We start from the raw sequence: 21,559 nt of genomic DNA on the forward strand, positions 1-21,559 counted from the left end.
ACGCGGGCTTTTCGCTGAATGCCGCTCGGCCTATAAGCCGGGCCTTCCCGACCCGCGCCGTTCAGGATCGCCCGCATGAGTTCCGCCCCGGATTTCGCCGCCGCCCGCCAAATCATGGTCGATAGCCAGATCCGGGTGAACGACGTCACCGACCACGCCCTGCAGTCGGCCCTGCGTGTCGTGCCGCGCGAGCGCTTCTGCGCCCCTGACCGAGCCTTCTCCGCCTATGCCGAGGTCGATGTCCCCATCGCCGGCGACCGCACCCTGATGCAGGCCCGGGACGTGGCCAAGCTGCTGCAGGCGCTGGATGCCCGGCCGGGCGAGCGCGCCCTGGCCATCGCCGCGCCCTATGCCGCCGCCATCCTGGCCCGCATGGGGCTGACGGTCACTGCCCAGGAGGCGGACCCGGCCGTATTCGAGGTGGTCGGCGCCGCCCTGTCTGACTTCGGGGTCCGGACCGTGGTGTCCGCCCTGGACGCGCCCGAGGGCGAGGGCTGGGACGTGATCATCTCCGAGGGCGCGGTCGGCGTCCGGCCCGACGCGTGGATCGAGGCCTTGCGCGTCGGCGGCCGCGCCGCCTTCGTCGAACGCTCCGGCCCCGGCGGCAAGGCGGTGCTTTACGAGCGGGGCCGCGCGGGTGTGTCGCGTCGCGTCCTGTTCGATTCGGCGCCAACGATGCTGGCGGGAATGACGCCGCGCCCGGCCTTCGCCCTTTAGGCGCGACGGAAAGCGGGCCCGGCCGCGTGAAAAAAACTTAACTGGCCAGGCGCACCCTCAGCGGTCACTTGTCGCCGGACCACACGGATACTGGGGCGCGCGATGCGTCCGCCTGGGATGAACTGATGTCGAACCGCTCGCGTGCCCTGGCCACCGCCGCCGCCCTGGCCATCGCCGTCGCCGGCCTCGCCACGACAGCCCAGGCCCAGTCGCTGCAGGACGCCATCGCCCTGGCGTACCGCACCAACCCGACCCTGCTGGCCCAGCGCGCCAACCAGCGCGCCCTGGACGAGACCTATGTTCAGGCCCGCAGCGGCTTGCGCCCGACGCTGAGCGTCTCTGGAGGCACGGGGTATAGCTACCGTGACCTGCCAGATACGCCTCCAACCCCTGGTTTCGATTTCGACGGGGACGGCATCGAGGACTTTCCGGGTGATCCGGGCAGCGACAACATCTCTGACGGCACCACCGCCAGCGTCGGCGTTTCGCTGAACCAGAACCTCTACACCGGCGGCCGGATCGCCCATGGCATCAACGCCGCCGAGGCCTCGGTGCTGGCCGGGCGGGAGAACCTGCGCGACGTCGAGCAGGAGGTGATGCAGAGCGTCATCCAGGCCTATGTCGACGTTCTGCGCGACGAGGAGGTTCTGGTCATCCGTCGCGACAACATCGCCGTGCTGCAACGCCAGCTGGAGGAGTCCAACGCGCGGTTCGAGGTCGGAGAAATCACCCGCACCGATGTGGCCCAGTCCGAGGCGCGACTGGCCCAGTCGGAATCCGACCTGGCGGTCGCCGAGGCCCAGCTGTCGGTGTCGCGCGCCGCCTTCGCCGCCGTGGTCGGCCAGGCCCCCGCAACCCTGGAGGCGACCCCCGCCCTGCCGCCCGCGCCGACCGACTTCGACGTGGCGCTGGACTCCGGCCTGGTCCGCAACCCCGCCCTGGCCGCGGCCGAGTACAATCTGCGCGCCGCCGAGGCCCAGGTGGCCCAGACCCGCGCCGAATACCGCCCCAGCGTCGGGCTGTCGGCCTCGCTCGGCAACAGTTTCGACAGCCTCAGCAACCTGGACCTCAACGACAGCAGCCGCGAGTTCAGCGCCACCGCCAATATCAGCGTGCCCCTGTTCACCGGCGGGCTGAACGCCTCGCGCGTCGCCCAGGCGCTGGAGCGCGCCAACGCGGCCCAGATCGGCGTTGAGGGCCAGCGCCGCAACGTGCTGCAGTTGGTCAGCTCGGCCTATGCCCAGGTCATCGCCGCCCGCTCCACCCTGCAGGCGGGCGAGGAGGCGGTGCGCGCCGCGACCATCGCCGCCGAGGGCGTGCGCCAGGAGGCGCAGGTCGGCCTGCGCACCACCTTGGACGTGCTGAACCAGGAACTGGAGTTGCGCGCCGCCCAGGTGACCCTGGCGAACGCCCGGCGCAACGAATACGTCGCCCAGGCCGCCCTGCTGGCCGCCATGGGCCAGTTGTCGGGGGCCAGCCTGGCGCCGGTCGAGGCCTATGATCCCGCCGACAACTTCCAGCGCGTGCGCAACCGCGGCGCCGTGCCGTGGGAGTTCCTGGTCGAGAGCCTGGACCGCATCGCCGCCCCGGCCATCGTCCCCGCCAACGATCAGGAAGACGCCCCGGTCGACGCCCAACTGAAGTCGGAAGTCATCCAGACCGCGCCGGGGACCTGACCGGACATTCGCCTCTGGCGCGAACCGAGAACCGTTGATTTGCCGCCCGCTTGATGCGACCACTGGCGATCATTTGAGTCGAGACACGCCCGGGTTCGGGCGGCGCAGGGGATAGGCATGACGGATCAGGCCGCTCAGGAACCGACGATGGAGGAGATTCTCGCCTCCATCCGGCGGATCATCTCCGAAGACGACGCTCCGGCCGAGGCGGCGCCCGCCGCAGATGCGGCCGACGAAGAGCCCGCGCCGGAGACGCCTGCCGAGCCTGTGCCTGTCACGGAAGCCGCCGCTCCGGAGCCCGAGCCCGAAGCCGTCGCGGATTCGCCCGCGATGATGGACGAGACGCCCTCGGTTCAGGAGCCTGAACCTGCCGCGGCCGACGAGGACGTGCTGGAACTGACCGACACCTACGAGGTGCCGGCCGAGACTATCGGCGACCTCGACGTGGCCCCCTCCGCGCCCGCGCCGGCTCCCGCCGCGCCATCCGCGCCGCTGGTCAGCGACACCGCCGCCGCCGCTTCGGCCTCGGCCTTCGCGGGCCTGGCCTCGTCGCTCAGGAAGCCCGAGGCTCCGGACGCGCCCGCCGTGTCCGGCCCGACCATCGACGCCCTGGTGCGCGAACTGCTGAAGCCGATGCTCAAGGACTGGCTCGACGCCAATCTGCCCGCCATCGTCGAGGCCCAGGTACGCAAGGAAGTCGAACGCATCGCCCGCTCGGCCAGCTGACCCGTCGCACATCGCGATCCCTTCAAAGGGCGGCTCCCCCGGCGGGAGCCGCCCTTTTCCTTTGCGCCGCTGGACTTCCGGCGCGCCTTACCCGAAACGACCGCCATGCTTGAGAAAACCTTCGATCCCCAGGCCGCCGAGCCGCGTCTTTACGCTGAGTGGGAGGCGTCGGGCCTGTTCGCGCCTCGTCAGGACACGGCCGCCGAGGCCTATTCCATCGTCATTCCGCCGCCGAACGTGACCGGCTCGCTGCACATCGGCCATGCGCTGAACAACACGCTGCAGGACATCCTGGCGCGGTATCACCGGATGAAGGGCAAGGCGGTGCTGTGGCTGCCGGGCACGGACCACGCCGGCATCGCCACTCAGATGGTTGTCGAGCGCGAACTGGCGAAGGCGGGCAATGCGGATCGCCGATCGATGGGCCGCGAGGCCTTTGTCGACAAGGTCTGGGAATGGAAGGCTGAGTCGGGCGGGACCATCGTGCGCCAGCTGCGCCGGCTGGGCTCGTCCTGCGACTGGTCGCGCGAGCGGTTCACCCTGGACGAGGGCCTGTCGGCGGCCGTCCGCAAGGTGTTCGTCCAGCTGCACAGGGACGGCCTGATCTACCGCGACAAGCGGCTGGTGAACTGGGACCCGCATTTCCAGACGGCCATCTCCGACCTCGAGGTCGAGCAGCGCGAGGTCGACGGCCACTACTGGCATTTCGCCTATCCGCTGGCCGACGGCCTGACCTATGAGCATCCGGTCGCCTTCGACGATGACGGGAACGCCACCGAGTGGGAGACCCGCCACCACATCGTCGTCGCCACCACCCGGCCCGAGACCATGCTGGGCGACACCGGCGTGGCCGTGCACCCGGACGACGCGCGCTACGCCGAACTGGTCGGCAAGTCTGTGATCCTGCCGATCACCGGCCGCCGCATCCCCATCGTCGCCGACGACTACGCCGATCCGACCAAGGGCTCGGGCGCGGTGAAGATCACGCCCGCGCATGACTTCAACGACTTCCAGGTCGGCAAGCGGGCGGGGCTCCAGACCCTGAATGTGCTCGACGCCTTCGGCCGCATCACCGCCGCCGACACGCCCGACGTGCCCGCCGAATACGAGGGCATGGACCGCTTCGCCGCCCGCAAGGCCATCGTCGCCCGCGCCGAGGAAGAGGGCTGGCTGAAGGAGATCGAAAAGACTCGCCACATGGTCCCGCACGGCGACCGCTCGGGCGTGGTCATAGAGCCGTGGCTGACGGACCAGTGGTACGTCGACGCCCACACCCTGGCCCAGCCGGCCATCAAGGCGGTCGAGGAGGGCGCGACGGTCTTCGAGCCCAAGAGCTACGAGAAAATCTATTTCGAATGGCTGCGCAACATCGAGCCCTGGTGCATCAGCCGCCAACTCTGGTGGGGCCACCGCATTCCCGCCTGGTACGGACCGGACGGCCAGATCTTCGTGGCCGAGACGGAAGAGGAGGCTCAAGCGCAGGCCGGAAACCTGCCCCTGACCCAGGACGAAGACGTCCTCGACACCTGGTTCTCCTCGGCGCTTTGGCCCTTCTCGACCATGGGGTGGCCGGACAAGACCGAGGATCTGGAGCGGTTCTATCCGACCAGTGATCTCGTCACGGCGGCGGACATCATCTTCTTCTGGGTCGCCCGGATGATGATGATGGGCCTGCACTTCACCGGCGAGACGCCCTTCGCCCGCGTGATCATCAACGGTCTGGTCCGCGACGAGAAGGGCCAGAAGATGAGCAAGTCCAAGGGGAACGTCATCGATCCCCTGACCATCATCGACGACCTGGGCGCCGATCCGCTGCGCTTCACCATGGCCATCCTGTCGGGCACGCGCGACATCAAGCTGTCGAAACAGCGCATCGAGGGCTATCGCAACTTCGGCACCAAGCTGTGGAACGCCGCCCGCTTCAGCCAGATGAACGAGGCGCGCCGCATCGAGGGCTTTGATCCCTCGACGGTCGAGCAGACGATCAACCGCTGGATTCGCGGGGAACTGGTCAAGGCCGAGCGCCAGGTGTCGGCGGCCATCGAGGGCGGGCGTTTCGACGATGCGGCCTCGGCGCTTTACCGCTTCATCTGGAACGTCTTCTGCGACTGGTATCTGGAGCTGGCCAAGCCGGTGTTCCAGGGCTCGGACGAGGCCGCCAAGGCCGAGACCCGCGCCATGACCGCCTGGATGCTGGATCAGACGCTGAAGCTGCTCCACCCCGTCATGCCCTTCATCACCGAAGAGCTGTGGGCCGAACTGGGCAAGGAAGGCCCGGCCCGCGAAAGCCTGCTGATCGGCGCCGACTGGCCGGAATTCCCGGACAGTTTCGTCGACGCGGAGGCCGAGGCCGAGATCGGCTGGCTGGTCGATCTGGTCACCGAAATCCGCCAGATGCGCGGAGAGATGAACGTGCCGCCGTCGGCCAAGCCGGCGCTGACCGTCATCGCACCGGGCTCTGAGACCACCGCCCGCATCGACCGCCATCGCGATCTGCTGGCCACCCTGGCAAGGGTGTCGGACATCGGCGCGGCCGACGCGGCGCCGGAAGGCGCGGTGACCCTGGTCTCCGGCGGCGCGACGGTCGCCCTGTCGCTGGCCGGGATCATCGATCTCGACGCCGAGCGCGCGCGCCTGACCAAGGAAATCGCCGCCTTCGACAGCGACATCGCCCATTTCGGCAAGAAGCTGGGCAACCCCAACTTCGTCGCCCGCGCCGCCGCCGAGGTGGTGGAGGAACAGCGCGCCAAGCTGGCCGAGGCCGAGGCCGGCAAGGCTCGCCTGCAGGCGGCCCTGGCGCGGCTGGCGGCGGTCGGGTGAGGCTCGACCAGCTCCTCGTCGCGCGCGGTCTGGCCGAGACGCGCGCCAAGGCTCGCGCCGCCATCGAGGCCGGCGGTGTCACGGTCGGTGGCGAGACGGCCCAGCGTCCCGCCCAGAAGGTCGCCGAGGACGCGGAGGTCAGCTATGCGGAGGCCCATCGCTTCGTCGGGCGCGGCGCGCTGAAGCTCGACCATGCCCTGACCCTGTGGCCGGTCCCGGTCGAGGGTCGCGTTTGCCTCGACCTCGGCGCCTCGACCGGCGGCTTCACCGAGGTGCTGCTGGAGCGCGGGGCCACGCATGTCTTCGCCGTCGATGTCGGTTTCGGCCAGCTCCATCCGCGCCTGGCCGACGACCCGCGCGTGACCAATCTGGAGCGTACCGACGCCCGCGATCTGACGCCCGCGTTGATCGCCCAGCCGCCCGAGTTGATCGTCTGCGACGCCAGCTTCATCGGCCTGGCCAAGCTTCTGCCCGCACCCCTGGCCCTCGCCGCGCCGGGCGCCGACCTGGTCACCCTGGTCAAGCCGCAGTTCGAGATGGACAGCCGCGCCGATGTCGGCCGCCGGGGCGTGGTCCGCGACGAGGAGGCCCGCCAGGCCGCGCTCGACCGCGTCGTCGGCTGGCTGACGGATCAGGGCTGGGCCGTTCAGGCCACCGCCGACAGCCCCATCCAGGGCGGTGACGGCAATCACGAATACCTGCTGTGGGCCCGCCGCGAGCGATAGCGCTCTGAAAACACCAAACCCCCGACGGATCGCTCCGCCGGGGGTCTGTACGTCGCCGATCGACAGGGGGGCTGAAGAATAACCGGCGGCGCAGGGTCAGGTTTAGCGCCGCTAAGCTGAACGGCCATTGAGCGGGCCGTTCATCTTCGTTCACCTCACGCTCAACCCTTGGGCCAGACGCCGAACGGATCGGTCCAGCCCAGGCCCATGGCCTCGGCCACCGCCGGATAGGTGATCTCGCCCTTCAGCACGTTCAGGCCGCGCGCCAGGTGCGGATCCTTGCGCAGCGCCTCCAGTCCGTGATCGGCCAGGGCGAGGCCGAAGGGCAGGGTGGCGTTGTTCAGGGCTTCGGACGATGTGCGCGGCGCGGCGCCGGGCATGTTGGCCACGCAGTAGTGGACCACGCCGTCGATGACATAAGTCGGGTCTTCGTGGGTGGTCGGCTTGGACGTTTCGAAACAGCCGCCCTGGTCGATGGCGACATCGACCAGCACCGAGCCGTTCTTCATCGCCTTGAGATCCTCGCGCTTGATCAACTTGGGCGCGGAAGCGCCCGGCACCAGCACGGCGCCGATGATGACATCGGCCTTGACCATCTCCTCGTCGATCGCGTTGATCGAGGAATAGCGGGTGATGACCCGGCCGCCGGTGACCTCGTCGATATAGGCCATGCGCGGGATCGAGCGCTCAAGCACCACCACCTCGGCGCCCAGGCCCATGGCCATGCGCGCCGCGTTCAGCCCGACCACGCCGCCGCCCAGCACCAGCACCCGCGCCGGGGCCACGCCCGGCACGCCGCAGAACAGCAGACCCATGCCGCCATTGTGCTTCAACAGGGTCTCCGCCGCCGAAAAGACCGCGATCCGCCCCGCGACCTCGGACATCGGCGCCAGCAGCGGCAGGCCGCCCTTGGCGTCGGTAACCGTCTCATAGGCGATGGCGGCGCATTTGGACGCCATCAGCCCCTTGGTCTGTTCGGGATCGGGGGCCAGGTGGAGGTAGGTGTAGAGGATCTGGTCCTCGCGCAGCATCTCCCACTCGACCTTCTGGGGCTCCTTGACCTTCACGATCATGTCGGCCGCCGCGAAGATCGACTTGGCGTCCGGCGCGATGGTCGCGCCCGCGCGCGTGTAGTCATCGTCGGTGAAGCCGGCGCCCATGCCGCCGTTCGTCTCGACCATGACCTCGTGGCCGTGGGCGACATATTCCCGCACCGCCGTGGGCGTCAGCCCGATGCGGTGCTCGTTCTTCTTGATTTCCTTCGGCACACCGACGCGCATCTGAGGTCCGTCCCTGCACACATTCGCCCTCTGATCGGGGCGGGTCGCTCATAAACCGTTCAAGGGAATACGGCCAGTGGGGCGTAATGATGCAACGCGCCCTTTCTGCGTCCGCCACTGGACGGCGGCGCGACCGGGCGCGACATAGGCGACCATGGCAGCGCCCAACCAAAGCTTCGACCTGATCGTCTCCGGCGCCGGCATGGCGGGAGCGACGTTTGCGCTCGCGGCGGCGCAGGGGGGATTGCGCGTCGCCCTGGTCGATCCCCAGCCGTTCGAGGTCCAGCTGGCCCCGACCTTCGACGGTCGCTCAACCGCCGTCGCCTTTTCGACCTTCCGCATGCTGGATGCGCTCGGAGTGGGGGAGGGGCTGCGCGCCCACGCCTGCCGCATGGACCGCATTCTGGTCACCGACGGGCGGCGGCCGGGCGCGGCCTCGCGGTCCGCCTCGCCCGCCTTTCTGCGCTTCGACGCCGACGAGATCGGCGACCGCACCGGCGGCGAGCCGCTGGGCTATATGGTCGAGAACCGCCACATCCGTCACGCCCTGGCCGAGGCGGTGCGCGGTTCGGACATCACCCTGATGGCGCCGGCCAAGGTGGTCGGGATCGATGCCGCGCCGGGCCGAACCGATGTGACCCTGGCCGACGGGCGAACCCTGTCGGCCGCCCTGATCATCGGCGCCGACGGCCGGAATTCGTTTGTCCGCCAGAGCGCCGGGATCGACACCCTGGGCTGGGACTACAAACAGTCGGGCGTGGTCGCCACCGCCCGCATGGTGCGCGGCCACGACAATGTGGCCCACGAGTATTTCCTGCCCTCCGGCCCCTTCGCCATCCTGCCGCTGCCGGATGACCGCGCCAGTCTGGTGTGGACCGAGACCACCCGCCGCGCCGAGGCCCTACGCGAAACCTCCGAGGCCGCCTTCCTCAGCCATCTGCGTCGTCGTTTCGGCGATTTCCTGGGCGATCTGAGCGTCGAGGGGCCGCGCTTCGTCTATCCCCTGTCGCTCACCCTGGCCGAGCGACTAACCGGGCCTCGCGCGGCGCTGATCGGTGACGCGGCCCATGCCGTCCATCCGGTGGCCGGGCAGGGTCTGAACATGGGGCTGAAGGACGCGGCCGCCCTGGCCGAGGTGCTGATCGAGGCGATGCGGCTGGGCGAGGATATCGGCGCCGAGACGGTGCTGGACCGCTACGCCCGCTGGCGCCGGTTCGACACCGCCGCCCTGGCCGCCGGCTTCGACGGCTTCGTTCGGCTGTTCTCCAACGACCTCGCTCCCGTGCGGCTGGCCCGCGATCTGGGCATGGCGGCGGTCAACCGGATCGCCCCGCTGAGACGCGCCTTCATGCATGAGGCGGGCGGCGCGACCGGCGACCTGCCCCGGCTGCTGCGCGGCGAAGCGGTCTGACGGCTGGACCGTCCGGCGCGGCGCTTCTAAGGGAAGGCATGGTTTCCTCCCTCGATCCCGCCGCCGATCCGCTGCTGACGCTTCTGCCGACCAAAAAGGTCACCCTGCGCGAAGCCTTCGGTATCGATTCCGACATGACTGTGCCGGCCTTTTCCGAGCGCGACGACCATGTGCCCGAGATCGACGAGAGCTATAAATTCGATCCCCTGACCACTACCGCCATCGCCGCCGGCTTCGCCCACGACCGAAGGGTGATGGTTCAGGGCTATCACGGCACCGGCAAGTCGACCCATATCGAACAGGTCGCCGCCCGCCTGAACTGGCCGATGGTGCGGGTCAATCTCGACGCCCACGTCAGCCGCATCGATCTGGTCGGCAAGGACGCCATCGTCCTCAAAGACGGCAAACAGGTCACCGAATTCCGTGAAGGCATGCTGCCTTGGGCCATTCAGCGGCCCATCGCCCTGGTCTTCGACGAATACGATGCCGGCCGGCCCGACGTCATGTTCGTGATCCAGCGGGTGCTCGAGGCCTCGGGCCGCCTGACCCTCTTGGACCAGAACCGGGTGATCCGGCCCAATCCCTGGTTCCGCCTGTTCGCCACCTCCAACACCGTGGGCCTGGGCGACGCCACCGGCCTGTACCACGGCGCCCAGCAGATCAATCAGGCTCAGCTGGACCGATGGAACATCGTCGCCACCCTCAACTATCTCGACCACGACGTGGAAGCCGAGATCGTCGCCGCCAAGGTCCCCGACTGGGCCGACGCGGAGGGCAAGCGCACCATCGCCGCCATGGTCCGCGTCGCAGACATGACGCGGAACGCCTTCATGAACGGCGACATCTCCACGGTCATGAGCCCCCGAACCGTCATCACCTGGGCCCAGAACACCCAGATCTTCGGCGGCGACATCGGCACGGCCTTCCGCCTGACCTTCCTCAACAAATGCGACGAACTGGAACGCCCGACGATCGCTGAATTCTACCAGCGGGCGTTCGGCGAAGACCTCCCGGAAGCGGCGACGCGGGTGAAGGTGGGGTAGGGCCTCAGTCCCGCACCCGCTTCCGATCATCCCCGATCAGCGCGCCCGCCACCCAGCTGACCACGCCGGTTACGATGGCGGCGCCGACGCCGGCCCACAGGCCGTCGACCACGAAGCCGTCCAGCAGCACCGCCGTGAGACCGATCGTGGCGGCGTTCACCACCAGCAGGAACAGACCCAGCGTCAGGACGGTGATCGGGAAGGTCAGAACCACCAGGATCGGCCGCACGAAGGCGTTGATCAGACCCAGCAGCACCGCCGCCAGGATCAGGCTGGCGGTGTCGGTAAAGCCCACGCCCGGCACGATGACCTCGGCCAGCCACAGCCCCAGGGCGGTGACGATGGCCTGGACGATGAAGCGGATCATATCGGTCTCCCTCAGCCGTTCCCGGGCTGAACGCCAGCTTGGCCGTTCGGTTCAGCGCGCGGCGGCAGGCCGATGTGCACCAGCCGCCAGGCGAAGGGCCCGCGCCGCTCGAAGGTGAAGACGGTGCGGCCTTCCGGACCGGTCACCGCCATGCGGGTGCGATCAACGCCCCAGTAGGTCAGCCGGGCGGCGGGCTCGCGCTCGGGCGCCGCCGTCTCGCGCCAGGCCTCGCGGCCGACGCCCCGGGTAAGGCGGTTCAGCGCCGTGGGACTGAGATAGTCGTCCGGCTGCGGCCCAACGGGGCGACGAAACACCGGCTGGTCCTGCAGTCGGCGCCGGATGGCCTCAACCGGATTGTCCAGAAAACTGGGCGGCGGCGCCTCGACCACGGGGGCCGTCTCGTCCAGTTGCGGCCTCAGCGAGGCGCGCACGGCGGTGAAATCGACCAGCCGGGTCAGACCCTGAACGTCACCCGCCTCGGCCGCCGAGCGCACCGCTGAGAAGGCCACCATCGGCGCGGTCACGAAGGCCATCGCCGCCATCGCCACGGCGACGATCAGTAATCCCGCTAGCGCCCGGCCGAAACTCAAGCCGCCGCCGCGGGCGGGCGGAGGAGGCGGGGGAGGCGGCGCCGGGGGTGGTGGTTCGTCGCGCGCGATCACCGGCGTCGCCTCGGGCGTCTTGACCGGTAGGGAGGCGGGCGGTGGCGGCGGCGCGGGATCGGTCATGCCGTCCAAGATAGGCTGACCGTCGTCACCGCCCAAATCGAGCCGTGCGGCTCGGAGCTGATCACTCCTCGACCGGCTCGAACGCCACCTGTTCGCGGCACGGCGCGCGATAGGCCACGGCGTAGGGTTCGTCGAAACAGCGCACGAAACCATCGACGACGTTCAGATTAGGTGGCCAGGGCACGCGCACCCGGCGGCCGTCCGGCAGGGTGGCGATCATCTCCATGTCCGGCGTCGGCGTGGCGGCCAGCCGCTCGCGCGCGGCCTCCAGCGCCGAACGGTCCTGGTTCAGAAAGGCGATGCTGGCGTCGACGTAGTGATCCCAGCCCTGAAAATCCAAGGCCGGCTGACGCGCCTGGTCGAGCAGGGCGATGGCCGCGTCGGACTGTCCCTGCTCGGCGCGCAGCTGGCCCTCGTGCCAATACAGCATGTGGCCTTCCGAGCCGGTGTGCGCCCGATAGTCGGCGATCAGCTGGGCGGCCTGATCGATGCAGCCTTCGCCGTGCAACGAGCGCCAGCCTTCCGGCGTCTGGTCAAAGGTCTGCTCGTCCATGGCCAACATGGCGTCGCGATCGAAATCGCAGGCGGCGGCGGGATCGAGCAGGGCGATGGCGGCAGCGAGCGCGGTCAGACTGGTCATCCGTGGGAGGCTAGGCGCGAGCGTCCGGCCGGGGCAACTTACCATCCCGACAGGTTCATTGCCGTCCGTTCATGAAAAGGCCCGCCGGATCGCTCCGACGGGCCTCGTTCGCTTCATGCGCTCAAGCAGCGAGCGACCGCGTCGCTCGCGATAGCGCCCTTACTGAGAGACAGCCTTGGCCAAGTTCTCCGCCACCTTGTCGATGAAGCCCTCGGTGGTCAGCCAGCCCTGCTGATCCCCGACCAGCAGCGCCAGGTCCTTGGTCATGTGGCCGTCCTCGACGGTCTCGACCACAACGCTCTCCAGGGTCTCGGCGAAATCGATCAGGGCCTGGTTGCCGTCCAGCTTGCCGCGATGCTTGAAGCCGCGCGTCCAGGCATAGATCGAGGCGATGGAGTTGGTCGAGGTCGCCTCGCCCTTCTGATGCTGGCGATAGTGGCGGGTGACGGTGCCGTGGGCCGCCTCTGCCTCCAGCACCTTGCCGTCCGGCGTCATCAAGACGCTGGTCATCAGGCCCAGAGAGCCGAACCCTTGCGCCACCACGTCGGACTGCACGTCGCCGTCGTAGTTCTTGCACGCCCAGACGAAGCCGCCCGACCACTTGATGGCGGCCGCCACCATGTCGTCGATCAGACGGTGCTCATAGGTCAGGCCGCGCGCGTCGAACTCGGCCTTGAACTCGGCGTCGAAGATCTCCTGGAAGATGTCTTTGAAGCGACCGTCATACGCCTTGAGGATGGTGTTCTTGGTCGACAGATAGACCGGATAGTTGCGGTTCAGGCCGTAGGCGAAGCTGGCCCGCGCGAAGTCGCGGATCGACGAATCGAGATTGTACATGCCCATGGCGATGCCGGCCGACGGCGACTTGAACACCTCGTGCTCGATCACCTGGCCGTCGTCGCCGACGAACTTGATCGTCAGGGTTCCGGGCCCGGGCATCAGGAAGTCGGTGGCCTTGTACTGATCGCCAAAGGCATGACGGCCGACCACGATCGGCTGGGTCCAGCCGGGCACCAGGCGCGGCACGTTCGAACAGATGATCGGCTCGCGGAAGACCACGCCGCCCAGGATGTTGCGGATGGTGCCGTTCGGCGACTTCCACATCTTCTTCAGGCCGAACTCCTCGACCCGCGCCTCGTCCGGCGTGATGGTGGCGCACTTCACGCCGACGCCGTGCTTCTGGATGGCGTGGGCGGCGTCGATCGTCACCTGGTCGTCGGTGGCGTCGCGGTTCTCCATGCCCAGGTCATAGTAGTCCAGCTTCAGGTCCAGGAACGGAAAGACCAGCTTGTCCTTGATCATCGTCCAGATGATGCGGGTCATCTCGTCGCCGTCGATGTCGACGATGGGGTTCTCGACCTGGATCTTGGCCATGCGGGGTGCCTTTTCGTGGGGGTTCCGGGAGGTTTGGCGGCGGTATAGCGGGCTGCCTTCGCCCACGCAAAGCCTGTCCCCGCCACGGCCAAGCTGAAACCCGAATCGACCCTCGCCCATTCCTGTCGCTCGGTACGCGTGGAGTGAGACGTTATGAGCGACGACGAACAGAGACTGGCCGACTGCTGGACCCGCCGCTTCGGAGAACCGCCTTCCATCGTCGACGCAGAGCTGATGCGGGCCGTCATGGCCGACCTGGACGACGAGGAGGCCGCGACATGACCGACAAGACCTTCAAGGCCGGCGACACCGTCAAGTGGGACCACAGCCAGGGGACGACGACCGGCAAGGTGGTCAGGAAGCTGACGCGCGAAACCCACATCAAGGGCCACAAGGTCGCCGCCTCCGAGGACCATCCCGAGTATCTGGTCGAGAGCGACAAGACCGGCGCCCGCGCGGCCCACACGCCCGAGGAGCTGCGCAAGGCCTGAGGGCGATTGCGCCCGACCCCCGCGCCCGGCAAGGTCGACGCCTCACCTGGGGGAATAACGGATGGCACGACGAAACGCAGTGGCGCTGACCGTTCCGGCGCTGGCGATCGCCGCCGCCCTGTCGGCGTGCCAGGCTCAGGAGAGCGCCGAAACGATATCTCGACCCGCCGACGCCGAGGATCAGGCCGGGGCGTCCACGGCGGCGTCGGGCGCCCCCACCGAGGAGCGCAGATTTCGTGACTGGATCGCGGTCTGCGACAACGGCGACGCCTGTTTCGCCTTCGCGAATGGGTTCGTGCGGGTGGCCGTCGAACCGGGCCCCGAGGGTCGGCCTCAGGTCATGATCGGCATGTTTCCGCCCGGGGTGTCGGCGGACGGTCCGATGTCCCTGGCTATCGATGGTCGCGCCTTTCCGGTGGAACTCGACGCAGCGGCCGGGGTCGACGACCCGCCCGTGGGACGGGTCCGGGGCGATATCGACGCGCTCATCGCCGCGATCGCCCAAGGCGAGACGATGACGATAAGCCGCGGCGACCAAACGATGCCCGTCTCGCTGTCCGGGGCGGCGGCCGCCTTCCTGTGGATCGACGAGCGTCAGGGCCGCCTCGACACCCCGACCGCTTTGATCCGCCGCAGCGGCGATCGGCCGGCCGGGGCCGTGCCGCCGCCGCCGCCCCTGCCGCGCGTGCCGGTCGCGCCCGCCGTCAGCCAGGCCGGCCTGCCCGACGTGCCGATGCTGCCTGACAGTCTGTCGCGCGATCCGGCGCTGCTGGAATGCGCCGCCGACGTCGGCCACCTCGACGCCGAATTCACCCGCCCGACCGTGGCGCGCCTTGGCGACGGGGTCGAACTCTGGGGCGTGCCCTGCTTCACCGGTGCCTATAATTTCGGCTCGGCCTACTGGATCACCGCCGAGGGCGGACGCGACCCGCGCCCCGCCCAGTTCGCGAGCGCCACGGGCGAGGTCGACAATGTGCTGGTCAATGCCGGCTATGACCCCGAGACCCGGACCATCGAGGCGTTCAACAAGGGGCGGGGTGTCGGCGACTGCGGCGTGTCTCAGACCTGGGTGTGGAGCGGCCGGGCCTTCGTGCTTACGGCCGAGTCGGCCATGACCGAGTGCTGGGGCGTCCCGCCCGACCTGTGGCCGACCTACTGGAGGACGGCGCCGTGAGCGACGATCCCGAGGTCCTTATCATCGGCGCCGGCCCCGCCGGCCTGACCGCCGCCACCTATCTGGCCCGCTTCCACCGTCGGGTGCTGGTCGCCGACGGGGGGGAGCCGCGCGCCTGCTGGATTCCGGTCAGCCACAACATGCCGGGCTTTCCCAAGGGCATCACCGGCGAGGCCATCCTGACCCGGATGCGCGAACAGGCCGAAGAGTACGGCGCCGTCATCGAGAGCGGAGAGGTCACGGCCCTGCGCCGTCTCGGCGATCACAATTTCGAGGCGGAACTGAACGGGCGCACGATCCGGGTTGCCGCCGTGCTGCTGGCCACCGGCGTGGTCGATCACCATCCTGACCTGCCGGGGGTCGAGCGCGGCATCGCCCGCGGCCTGATCCGCATCTGCCCCATCTGCGACGCCTTCGAAGCCACCGATCAGGCCATCGCCGTCATCGGCGAGGACGACAAGGGCGTGCGCGAAGCCGCCTTCCTGCGCAGCTATTCCGACCGAGTCACCCTGATCCACGTTGCGGAACCTGAAGCCCTCAGCGCCGCGGACCGCGCCGAGCTGGTTCGGCTGGGCGTCGCCCTGGTCGAGACCTCGATCGATGACGTGACCATCGAGAATGACCGGGTCACCGCCCTGGGCTGGGGCGGCCAGGCCGCGCCCTTCGACACCGTCTATTCGGCGCTGGGCACCCATCCCCTGGCCGAGCTGGCGCACGGCGTGGGCGCCGAGGTTGGCGAGGACGGCCGGCTGGAAGTCGGCCTGCGCCAGACCACCAGCGTGCCCGGTCTCTACGCCGCCGGAGATGTGGTGCGCGGCCTCAACCAGATCGCCGTCGCCACCGCCGAAGCCGCCGTGGCCGCCACGGCGATCCACAACTGCCTCAGGGAACGCGAGGGCCTGACGGCGAAGGTGTGAGGCCCAATTCTCCCTCCCCCTCGGGGGAGGGAGATATCCGCCCTAAGCCATTCCCGCCTGCCAGTCCTTGATGACGCGCTCCAGCACGGTCAGGGGCACGCCGCCGGCTTCCAGGCCCGTGTCGTGGAAGGCCTTGATGTCGAACCGGTCGCCCAGGGCGGCCTTAGCCTCCTCGCGCAGCCGCACCCATTCGGAGTGGCCGACCTTGTAGCTGGAGGCCTGGCCCGGCCAGACGGCGTAGCGCTCCACCTCGGTCGTGACCGCGCTCTCCTGGTCGCCCAGGGCCTCGACCATGTAGCGGATGCCCTGTTCGCGGCTCCAGCGCTTGTGGTGAAGGCCAGAATCGACCACCAGGCGCGCAGCCCGGAACATCAGCGACTGCAGGTAGCCGATCTGGCCCAGGGGATCGTTCTCGTACATGCCGATCTCGTCGGCCAGCTGTTCGGCGTACAGGCCCCAGCCTTCGGAATAGGCGGAAAAGCCCAGCACCTTCATCAGCATGGGCGCGGCGTCGTTCTCCTGCTGCAGGGCGATCTGGAAGTGATGCCCTGGCGTCGCCTCGTGATAGGTGAGGGTCGGCAGGGTCCACTTGGGCCACTCGGCCGTGTCGCGCAGATTGATGTAGTAGGCGCCCGGCCGCGACCCATCCAGGGCCGGCGACTGGTAGTATCCGCCCGGCGCCCCGGCCTCGATATCGACGGGCACGCGACGCACCTCGACCGGTGATTTGGGCAGGCGGCCGAAATACTCCGGCATCCTCGCCTCCACCGCCCGCATCTGGGCGTTCAGCTCGGCCAGCAGCTCTTCCTTGGCCGGGTCGGTATTCGGATAGACGTAGCGCTGATCCTTGCTCAACTCGCCGATCCGCGCGCCAACCGAGCCCTGGGTCAGGCCCTGCGCCTTCAGCAATTCATCAGCCCGGGCCGACAGCTCGGCGACCTGCTCCAGACCCATGCGGTGGATGTCCTCGCCGGACATGTCGGTGGTCGTATAGTAGCGCAGGCCGTAGGCGTAATAGGCGTCGCCGTCCGGCAGACGCCAGCAGCCGGCGTCGTGGGTGGCGTTCGGGCGCTGGGCGAACAGGGCGTCGCGCTGGCGACGCAGGGCGGGCATCACGCTGTCGGCGGCGATCCGTTCGGCGCGCGCGGCCCAGTCGCCGGCGATGCCCTTTTCCTCGGCCCGCCGGGCGACGGATCGGACCAGCGTCAGCTCGGCGGTCGGGGTGTTGAGGATGCCGTCCATCTGGCCAGTGGCGCGGTCGATGACGAAGTCGGGCGGAATGGCTCCGGCGCCGAACTCGGCCTGCATCCGCGCGGTTTCCTGGTCCATCGCCGTGCCGAACTGCTCCAGCCGCGACAGATAGGCCTCCGCGTCCGCCGCCGTGTCGATCGCGTGCTGGCTGTCCAGGAAGTCGGGCACCGACTGGTAGGAGCCGCCCAGCTGGCTGATCGTATAGGGCGAGGGAAACAGGCCGCCGCCATAGGGGAAGTCGTAGCCGGTGATCACCGTATCGGCGAAGTAGTTGATCGTATCGTGATAGACCTGCGAGCGCGGCGACAGGCTGTCGCGATCGATCGCCTTGGCTTCGGCGGCGGCGGCGCGGAACTTGACCTCGTCGGCGTCGATCTTGGCCTGGGAGCGGTCGTCCAGCCGGGCCTTGGCCTCGGCGTTGGGACCCTTGTCCAGGCCAAGGCTGGTCATGAACTCCGGCGACGACAGGATCTGCTCGTTGAAGATCCTGTCCATCAAGGCGTTCAGGGCGGCGTCGCCTGGGCCAGCGGGGGAGGCGCCGGCCGGAGCGGCCTGAGCCAGAGCCTGGCCGGCCATGCCTCCAAAGGCGGCGGCGGCCGAGGCGGACATCAGCAGGCGACGACGATCGATCATGGCGGGCTCCCGGAATTGCGACGGCGCAATTCAGGCCTGCGGCGCGGCGACCGCAAGTGAAAACTGGGACATGAAATGAAATCTCCCTCCCCTCGGGGGAGGGTGGTCGCGCAGCGACCGGGTGGGGGCGCTCCGGACTTGCGAACACCGCAGCGCGCCGCTTTCGGAGCGCTCCCACCTGGTCGTCGCTGACGCGCCGACCTGCCCTCCCCTGGCGGGGAGGGAGAACGCCCGCGCTATTCCGGCGCCGTCACCGTCACCGGGGGCGGCGCGGTCGGTTCGCCCGTCCCGGGCAGCGCGCTGTCCTCTTCGCGCACGCCCTTCCAGGCCTTGGCTTCCTCGGCGGGCGTGATGTCCAGCCAGCCGGGGGTGGCGGCGTTATGCGCCTCCATCCGGCCGGTTCTGACCACCACCGAGCGATAGCCGTCCCAGATCATGTGCAGCGCCACATAGAGCACCACCAGCAGGCCGACATAGCCGATCCAGCGGTGCTTGTTCAGGATGCGCGCGATGAAGGTCGCCGCCACGCCCATCAGGGCGATCGACAGCACCAGGCCGAACACCATGATCCACGGATGGTCGTGCGCGGCGCCGGCCACGGCCAGGACGTTGTCCAGGCTCATGGTGATGTCGGCGATCATGATCTGGAGCAGGGCCGCGCCGAAGGTCTTGCGCTTGATGCCCATGGATTCCGGCGTCGCCCCGCCACCGTGGTGGGCCGCCAGAGCCGCCTCCATCTCGGCCGAAGACTCCGCCTGGTCGTGGGTGCGCTGCTCCTGCAGCTCGCGCCACATCTTCCAGCACACCCACAGCAGCAGGAAGCCGCCGGCCATCAGCAGGCCGACAATGGCCAGCAGCTGCACGGTGATCAGGGCGAAGCCGATACGCATCACCACGGCCGCGGCGAGGCCGATCAGGATGGCCTTCTTGCGCTGCTCGGGCGGCAAGGCGGCGGCGGCCAGGCCCACGGCCACGGCGTTGTCGCCGGCCAGCACCAGGTCGATGGCCAGCACCTTGCCCAGGGCCGAAAGTTGAGAGGCGAGTTCGGGAGAGGCGAGGAATTCCATGGCCGCTGTCTAACCAAACGGCTCGGGCCATGCGAGCGGAAATGCGACATCCCACCGCAGGCGTCGCACCCTTTGACTCGAATCGTTAACGGCGCTGGACGACGATTCGCAAATCAGCCTACGATTCGCCTTAATGGATGACGTTAACCTCTCTTAAGGTTTTGATAGCTTAACCTGAGAGCAAGGTTACCCGAGTGTCCGACACCGGGGTTAAGGCCAAGCTTACGCCTGGAGGGGCTGAATGCGTGTTCTGCTGATTGAGGACGACAGCGCCACGGCGCAGAGCATCGAGCTGATGCTCAAGTCGGAAGGCTTCAACGTCTATACGACCGACCTTGGCGAGGAAGGCGTGGATCTGGGCAAGATCTACGACTACGACCTCATTCTCCTCGACCTCAACCTGCCTGACATGAACGGCATCGAGGTGCTGCGTCAGCTGCGCGTGGGCAAGGTCAATACGCCGGTGATGATCCTGTCCGGCACGCACGAGATCGAAACCAAGGTCAAGACCTTCGGCGGCGGCGCCGACGACTACATGACCAAGCCCTTCCACAAGGACGAGCTGATCGCCCGCGTCCACGCGGTGGTGCGTCGCTCCAAGGGTCACGCCCAGGCCATCATCCACACCGGCGAGATCGCCGTGAACCTGGACGCCAAGACGGTGGAGGTGAACGGTCACCGCGTCCACCTGACCGGCAAGGAATACCAGATGCTGGAGCTGCTCTCCCTGCGCAAGGGCACGACCCTGACCAAGGAGATGTTCCTGAACCACCTGTACGGCGGCATGGACGAGCCCGAGCTGAAGATCATTGACGTCTTCATCTGCAAGCTGCGCAAGAAGCTGGCCACGGCCGCCGGCGGCAAGCACTATATCGAGACCGTCTGGGGCCGCGGATACGTCCTGCGCGACCCGCAGGAGGGCGCCCAGCCCGCCAGCGCCGCCGCCTGAGGCCAGACGCCGGCCACAAGATCAGACGCCCGCCGGAGCGATCCGGCGGGCGTTTATCGTTGCCACATCTCATTAACGACGATGGCCGGGAGCGGAAGGCGCGTATCGGCGTTTGGCGATAATCCGAAGAGGAGCATCGTCATGGGTCGCGCGGTTCGCTGGATTTCCCCCTTCCTGATCGCGGCGATGGCCGCGACCCCGGTCCTGGCGCAGACTCCGCCGGCCCTGTCCGACATGGTCGGCGCCCGCGCCGGTCAGGCGGAAGGCGAGCTTCAGCGTCGCGGCTATCAGGCCACAAACCGCAGCGAAGTGGTCGGCGATGGCCGCATGACCTACTGGCGGCGCGGAAACGACTGCGTGGCGATCATGACCCGCGATGGCCGTTACGCCTCGATCAATCAGGCCGGACGCAACGAATGCGGCGGGGGTGGTGGCGGTGGGTCATCCAACGCCACGGCTGTGGCGGCCGGCGTGGCCCTCGTCGGCCTGGCGGCGGCGCTCGCCGCGCACAACAATCGCCACGACGACGCCGACGACAATCATGATCGGGAGTACGAGCGGGGCTATCAGGCCGGGCTCTATGGCGCCAACTACGACGACCGGCATGAGACCGAGGGGTACCACGAGGGCTATCTGGCGGGCGAAAGCGAGTCGTCGAACCGTCGGCACGCCAACAGCCGCTGGATTCGCGGTGTGCCCGACGCCGCCCAGGACGCCTGCTCGCGCCGCGCCGACGACTTCATGAGCCGGCCGGCGGGCTCCAGCGTCCCGATCAGCATGCGTGAGCTGGGCCGCAACGAATACGAGCTGACCATGGCGACGGGATCCTACCGCTCGCGCTGCCGGGTCAGCGGTTCGGGCGAGGTGCTGTACGTCGAGCCGTTCAGCTAGGCGCAGCGGCGACATAGCCGATCAGGATCACAAGGATGGTCGCGCCGATAGCCGCGACGGTTGCGAACGCACCCGCCTTGACTAGGTCCAGCCCGCATTCGCGTCGTAGCCACGCGGTCTGAACCGCCAGATACCACACGGCGACCAGGCCCATGACCACCAGCCCGGCCTGCCGGGAAAAGCCTTGATCGTACCGCATCGCGGTGGTCGCCAGGCCAGTCAGGATGGCGATGGCGCCCGACAGGTAGCACTGGGCGAAGAAGGGCGCGCGCAGGATTTCGCGGTCGATCCGCTTTCCCGCCAATCTTAGCGCCAGCCATGCGAAGACGACCGCGTACATGCTGAACAAGAGGGCGCGGAACGCCAGCAGGGTCTGATCGCTGCTGGTCACGACCTCGCCGATCTCGTTGGTCTCGGTGGGGATGTCGAAGCCGAAGGCCAGTTCGACGATGTGGCTGACCAGGATGCTGAGCACCAGAAACAGCGGCGGGCTCAGCGTCTCCAGGTACTGCTTCTCCGGCTTGTCGGCCTGTTCCCGGTCCGAGTAGCTCATGATCTTGAGCGGGCCGAGCAGGGTCTTGAGCAGCGTGCGCGGATAGAACAGCAGCCACGAGATCACCTCGTAGAGCAACTCCTCGACCGAACGCAGGATGGTCAGGACGTTCATGGCCGGCCCCCC

At 68.4% G+C, this 21,559-nt stretch carries 21 protein-coding genes; 13 read left to right on the plus strand and 8 right to left on the minus strand.

Annotated elements, in window-relative coordinates; all coding sequences use genetic code 11:
• Positions 1–75 precede the first annotated feature (75 nt).
• The 5 genes from EES48_RS01430 (at position 76) to EES48_RS01450 (ending at position 6,664) form a co-directional block, all read left to right on the plus strand.
• Positions 76–717, plus strand: a complete 642-nt coding sequence (locus EES48_RS01430; protein ID WP_122464596.1) for a protein-L-isoaspartate O-methyltransferase family protein — start codon at positions 76–78, stop codon at positions 715–717.
• 125 nt (positions 718–842) lie between these two features.
• Positions 843–2,393, plus strand: a complete 1,551-nt coding sequence (locus EES48_RS01435) for a TolC family outer membrane protein (protein WP_122464597.1) — start codon at positions 843–845, stop codon at positions 2,391–2,393.
• Between the two features lie 117 nt (positions 2,394–2,510).
• A complete protein-coding gene (locus EES48_RS01440; protein WP_122464598.1) occupies positions 2,511–3,119 on the plus strand; it encodes a DUF2497 domain-containing protein in 609 nt (202 codons plus the stop codon).
• Positions 3,120–3,224: 105 nt separating this feature from the next.
• Positions 3,225–5,939: a valine--tRNA ligase gene (locus tag EES48_RS01445; protein WP_122464599.1), complete on the plus strand. Its 2,715-nt coding sequence runs from the start codon at positions 3,225–3,227 to the stop codon at positions 5,937–5,939.
• Entirely contained in the window at positions 5,936–6,664 is a 729-nt protein-coding gene (locus EES48_RS01450) for a TlyA family RNA methyltransferase (protein ID WP_122464600.1), read from the plus strand. The genes EES48_RS01445 and EES48_RS01450 overlap by 4 nt, the downstream gene beginning before the upstream one ends.
• Before the next feature lie 161 nt (positions 6,665–6,825).
• On the opposite strand, the gene ald is transcribed toward EES48_RS01450, so the two are convergent.
• Entirely contained in the window at positions 6,826–7,944 is a 1,119-nt protein-coding gene (ald, locus tag EES48_RS01455; protein ID WP_122464601.1) for an alanine dehydrogenase, read from the minus strand.
• A 154-nt stretch (positions 7,945–8,098) separates the two neighbouring features.
• On the opposite strand from ald, the gene EES48_RS01460 reads away from it, so the two are divergent.
• Together EES48_RS01460 and cobS are read left to right on the plus strand one after the other, a co-directional pair.
• A complete protein-coding gene (locus EES48_RS01460) occupies positions 8,099–9,355 on the plus strand; it encodes a UbiH/UbiF/VisC/COQ6 family ubiquinone biosynthesis hydroxylase (protein WP_122464602.1) in 1,257 nt (418 codons plus the stop codon).
• Positions 9,356–9,393: 38 nt separating this feature from the next.
• Positions 9,394–10,398, plus strand: a complete 1,005-nt coding sequence (cobS, locus tag EES48_RS01465) for a cobaltochelatase subunit CobS (protein ID WP_122464603.1) — start codon at positions 9,394–9,396, stop codon at positions 10,396–10,398.
• A gap of 4 nt (positions 10,399–10,402) precedes the next feature.
• Here cobS and EES48_RS01470 read toward each other — a convergent pair whose 3' ends face one another.
• The 4 genes from EES48_RS01470 to EES48_RS01485 all read right to left on the minus strand — a co-directional run bounded on the left by EES48_RS01470 (position 10,403) and on the right by EES48_RS01485 (position 13,507).
• On the minus strand, positions 10,403–10,765 hold the full coding sequence (locus tag EES48_RS01470) for a phage holin family protein (RefSeq protein WP_122464604.1): 363 nt from the start codon (positions 10,763–10,765) through the stop codon (positions 10,403–10,405).
• A gap of 11 nt (positions 10,766–10,776) precedes the next feature.
• Complete coding sequence (locus EES48_RS01475) at positions 10,777–11,493, minus strand: DUF2939 domain-containing protein (RefSeq protein WP_240623176.1); 717 nt, start codon at positions 11,491–11,493, stop codon at positions 10,777–10,779.
• 61 nt (positions 11,494–11,554) lie between these two features.
• Positions 11,555–12,133, minus strand: coding sequence for a hypothetical protein (locus EES48_RS01480; protein ID WP_122464606.1), 579 nt, complete (start codon positions 12,131–12,133; stop codon positions 11,555–11,557).
• A 159-nt stretch (positions 12,134–12,292) separates the two neighbouring features.
• Positions 12,293–13,507 carry an NADP-dependent isocitrate dehydrogenase gene (locus EES48_RS01485; RefSeq protein ID WP_122464607.1) on the minus strand — a complete coding sequence of 405 codons (1,215 nt, stop codon included), beginning with the start codon at positions 13,505–13,507 and terminating at the stop codon, positions 12,293–12,295.
• Between the two features lie 153 nt (positions 13,508–13,660).
• Here EES48_RS01485 and EES48_RS15215 point away from each other — a divergent pair, with 153 nt between their 5' ends.
• From EES48_RS15215 to EES48_RS01500, 4 genes are all read left to right on the plus strand, one after another.
• Positions 13,661–13,789 carry a hypothetical protein gene (locus EES48_RS15215; protein ID WP_276309571.1) on the plus strand — a complete coding sequence of 43 codons (129 nt, stop codon included), beginning with the start codon at positions 13,661–13,663 and terminating at the stop codon, positions 13,787–13,789.
• On the plus strand, positions 13,786–13,998 hold the full coding sequence (locus EES48_RS01490; protein WP_122464608.1) for a hypervirulence associated TUDOR domain-containing protein: 213 nt from the start codon (positions 13,786–13,788) through the stop codon (positions 13,996–13,998). The genes EES48_RS15215 and EES48_RS01490 overlap by 4 nt, the downstream gene beginning before the upstream one ends.
• Before the next feature lie 61 nt (positions 13,999–14,059).
• A complete protein-coding gene (locus EES48_RS01495) occupies positions 14,060–15,172 on the plus strand; it encodes a DUF1176 domain-containing protein (RefSeq protein ID WP_122464609.1) in 1,113 nt (370 codons plus the stop codon).
• Entirely contained in the window at positions 15,169–16,089 is a 921-nt protein-coding gene (locus EES48_RS01500; protein WP_122465082.1) for an NAD(P)/FAD-dependent oxidoreductase, read from the plus strand. The genes EES48_RS01495 and EES48_RS01500 overlap by 4 nt, the downstream gene beginning before the upstream one ends.
• Positions 16,090–16,131: 42 nt before the next feature.
• Here EES48_RS01500 and EES48_RS01505 read toward each other — a convergent pair whose 3' ends face one another.
• On the minus strand, positions 16,132–17,973 hold the full coding sequence (locus EES48_RS01505) for a DUF885 domain-containing protein (RefSeq protein WP_122464610.1): 1,842 nt from the start codon (positions 17,971–17,973) through the stop codon (positions 16,132–16,134).
• Positions 17,974–18,209: 236 nt separating this feature from the next.
• Positions 18,210–19,040 carry a TerC family protein gene (locus tag EES48_RS01510; protein WP_122464611.1) on the minus strand — a complete coding sequence of 277 codons (831 nt, stop codon included), beginning with the start codon at positions 19,038–19,040 and terminating at the stop codon, positions 18,210–18,212.
• Between the two features lie 241 nt (positions 19,041–19,281).
• Between EES48_RS01510 and ctrA the strand changes: the two genes are divergently transcribed.
• Together ctrA and EES48_RS01520 are read left to right on the plus strand one after the other, a co-directional pair.
• Complete coding sequence (gene ctrA / locus EES48_RS01515; RefSeq protein WP_122464612.1) at positions 19,282–19,989, plus strand: response regulator transcription factor CtrA; 708 nt, start codon at positions 19,282–19,284, stop codon at positions 19,987–19,989.
• Between the two features lie 141 nt (positions 19,990–20,130).
• Positions 20,131–20,880, plus strand: a complete 750-nt coding sequence (locus tag EES48_RS01520; protein WP_122464613.1) for a hypothetical protein — start codon at positions 20,131–20,133, stop codon at positions 20,878–20,880.
• On the opposite strand, the gene EES48_RS01525 is transcribed toward EES48_RS01520, so the two are convergent.
• Complete coding sequence (locus tag EES48_RS01525) at positions 20,873–21,547, minus strand: hypothetical protein (protein WP_122464614.1); 675 nt, start codon at positions 21,545–21,547, stop codon at positions 20,873–20,875. The two genes, EES48_RS01520 and EES48_RS01525, sit on opposite strands and share 8 nt — an antisense overlap.
• Between the last annotated feature and the right edge of the window lie 12 nt (positions 21,548–21,559).

It is taken from the genome of Brevundimonas lutea (genome assembly GCF_003704105.1).
Classification (GTDB): Bacteria; Pseudomonadota; Alphaproteobacteria; order Caulobacterales; family Caulobacteraceae; genus Brevundimonas; species Brevundimonas lutea.

What these genes read in the sequence shown, in the direction of transcription:
- EES48_RS01430 (WP_122464596.1), top strand. Translation starts at nt 76, where the DNA reads ATGAGTTCCGCCCCGGATTTCGCCGCCGCCCGCCAAATCATGGTCGAT.
- EES48_RS01435 (WP_122464597.1), top strand. Translation starts at nt 843, where the DNA reads ATGTCGAACCGCTCGCGTGCCCTGGCCACCGCCGCCGCCCTGGCCATC.
- EES48_RS01440 (WP_122464598.1), top strand. Translation starts at nt 2,511, where the DNA reads ATGACGGATCAGGCCGCTCAGGAACCGACGATGGAGGAGATTCTCGCC.
- EES48_RS01445 (WP_122464599.1), top strand. Translation starts at nt 3,225, where the DNA reads ATGCTTGAGAAAACCTTCGATCCCCAGGCCGCCGAGCCGCGTCTTTAC.
- ald (WP_122464601.1), bottom strand. Translation starts at nt 7,944, where the DNA reads ATGCGCGTCGGTGTGCCGAAGGAAATCAAGAAGAACGAGCACCGCATC.
- EES48_RS01460 (WP_122464602.1), top strand. Translation starts at nt 8,099, where the DNA reads ATGGCAGCGCCCAACCAAAGCTTCGACCTGATCGTCTCCGGCGCCGGC.
- cobS (WP_122464603.1), top strand. Translation starts at nt 9,394, where the DNA reads ATGGTTTCCTCCCTCGATCCCGCCGCCGATCCGCTGCTGACGCTTCTG.
- EES48_RS01470 (WP_122464604.1), bottom strand. Translation starts at nt 10,765, where the DNA reads ATGATCCGCTTCATCGTCCAGGCCATCGTCACCGCCCTGGGGCTGTGG.
- EES48_RS01475 (WP_240623176.1), bottom strand. Translation starts at nt 11,493, where the DNA reads ATGACCGATCCCGCGCCGCCGCCACCGCCCGCCTCCCTACCGGTCAAG.
- EES48_RS01480 (WP_122464606.1), bottom strand. Translation starts at nt 12,133, where the DNA reads ATGACCAGTCTGACCGCGCTCGCTGCCGCCATCGCCCTGCTCGATCCC.
- EES48_RS01485 (WP_122464607.1), bottom strand. Translation starts at nt 13,507, where the DNA reads ATGGCCAAGATCCAGGTCGAGAACCCCATCGTCGACATCGACGGCGAC.
- EES48_RS15215 (WP_276309571.1), top strand. Translation starts at nt 13,661, where the DNA reads ATGAGCGACGACGAACAGAGACTGGCCGACTGCTGGACCCGCCGCTTC.
- EES48_RS01490 (WP_122464608.1), top strand. Translation starts at nt 13,786, where the DNA reads ATGACCGACAAGACCTTCAAGGCCGGCGACACCGTCAAGTGGGACCAC.
- EES48_RS01495 (WP_122464609.1), top strand. Translation starts at nt 14,060, where the DNA reads ATGGCACGACGAAACGCAGTGGCGCTGACCGTTCCGGCGCTGGCGATC.
- EES48_RS01505 (WP_122464610.1), bottom strand. Translation starts at nt 17,973, where the DNA reads ATGATCGATCGTCGTCGCCTGCTGATGTCCGCCTCGGCCGCCGCCGCC.
- EES48_RS01510 (WP_122464611.1), bottom strand. Translation starts at nt 19,040, where the DNA reads ATGGAATTCCTCGCCTCTCCCGAACTCGCCTCTCAACTTTCGGCCCTG.
- ctrA (WP_122464612.1), top strand. Translation starts at nt 19,282, where the DNA reads ATGCGTGTTCTGCTGATTGAGGACGACAGCGCCACGGCGCAGAGCATC.
- EES48_RS01520 (WP_122464613.1), top strand. Translation starts at nt 20,131, where the DNA reads ATGGGTCGCGCGGTTCGCTGGATTTCCCCCTTCCTGATCGCGGCGATG.
- EES48_RS01525 (WP_122464614.1), bottom strand. Translation starts at nt 21,547, where the DNA reads ATGAACGTCCTGACCATCCTGCGTTCGGTCGAGGAGTTGCTCTACGAG.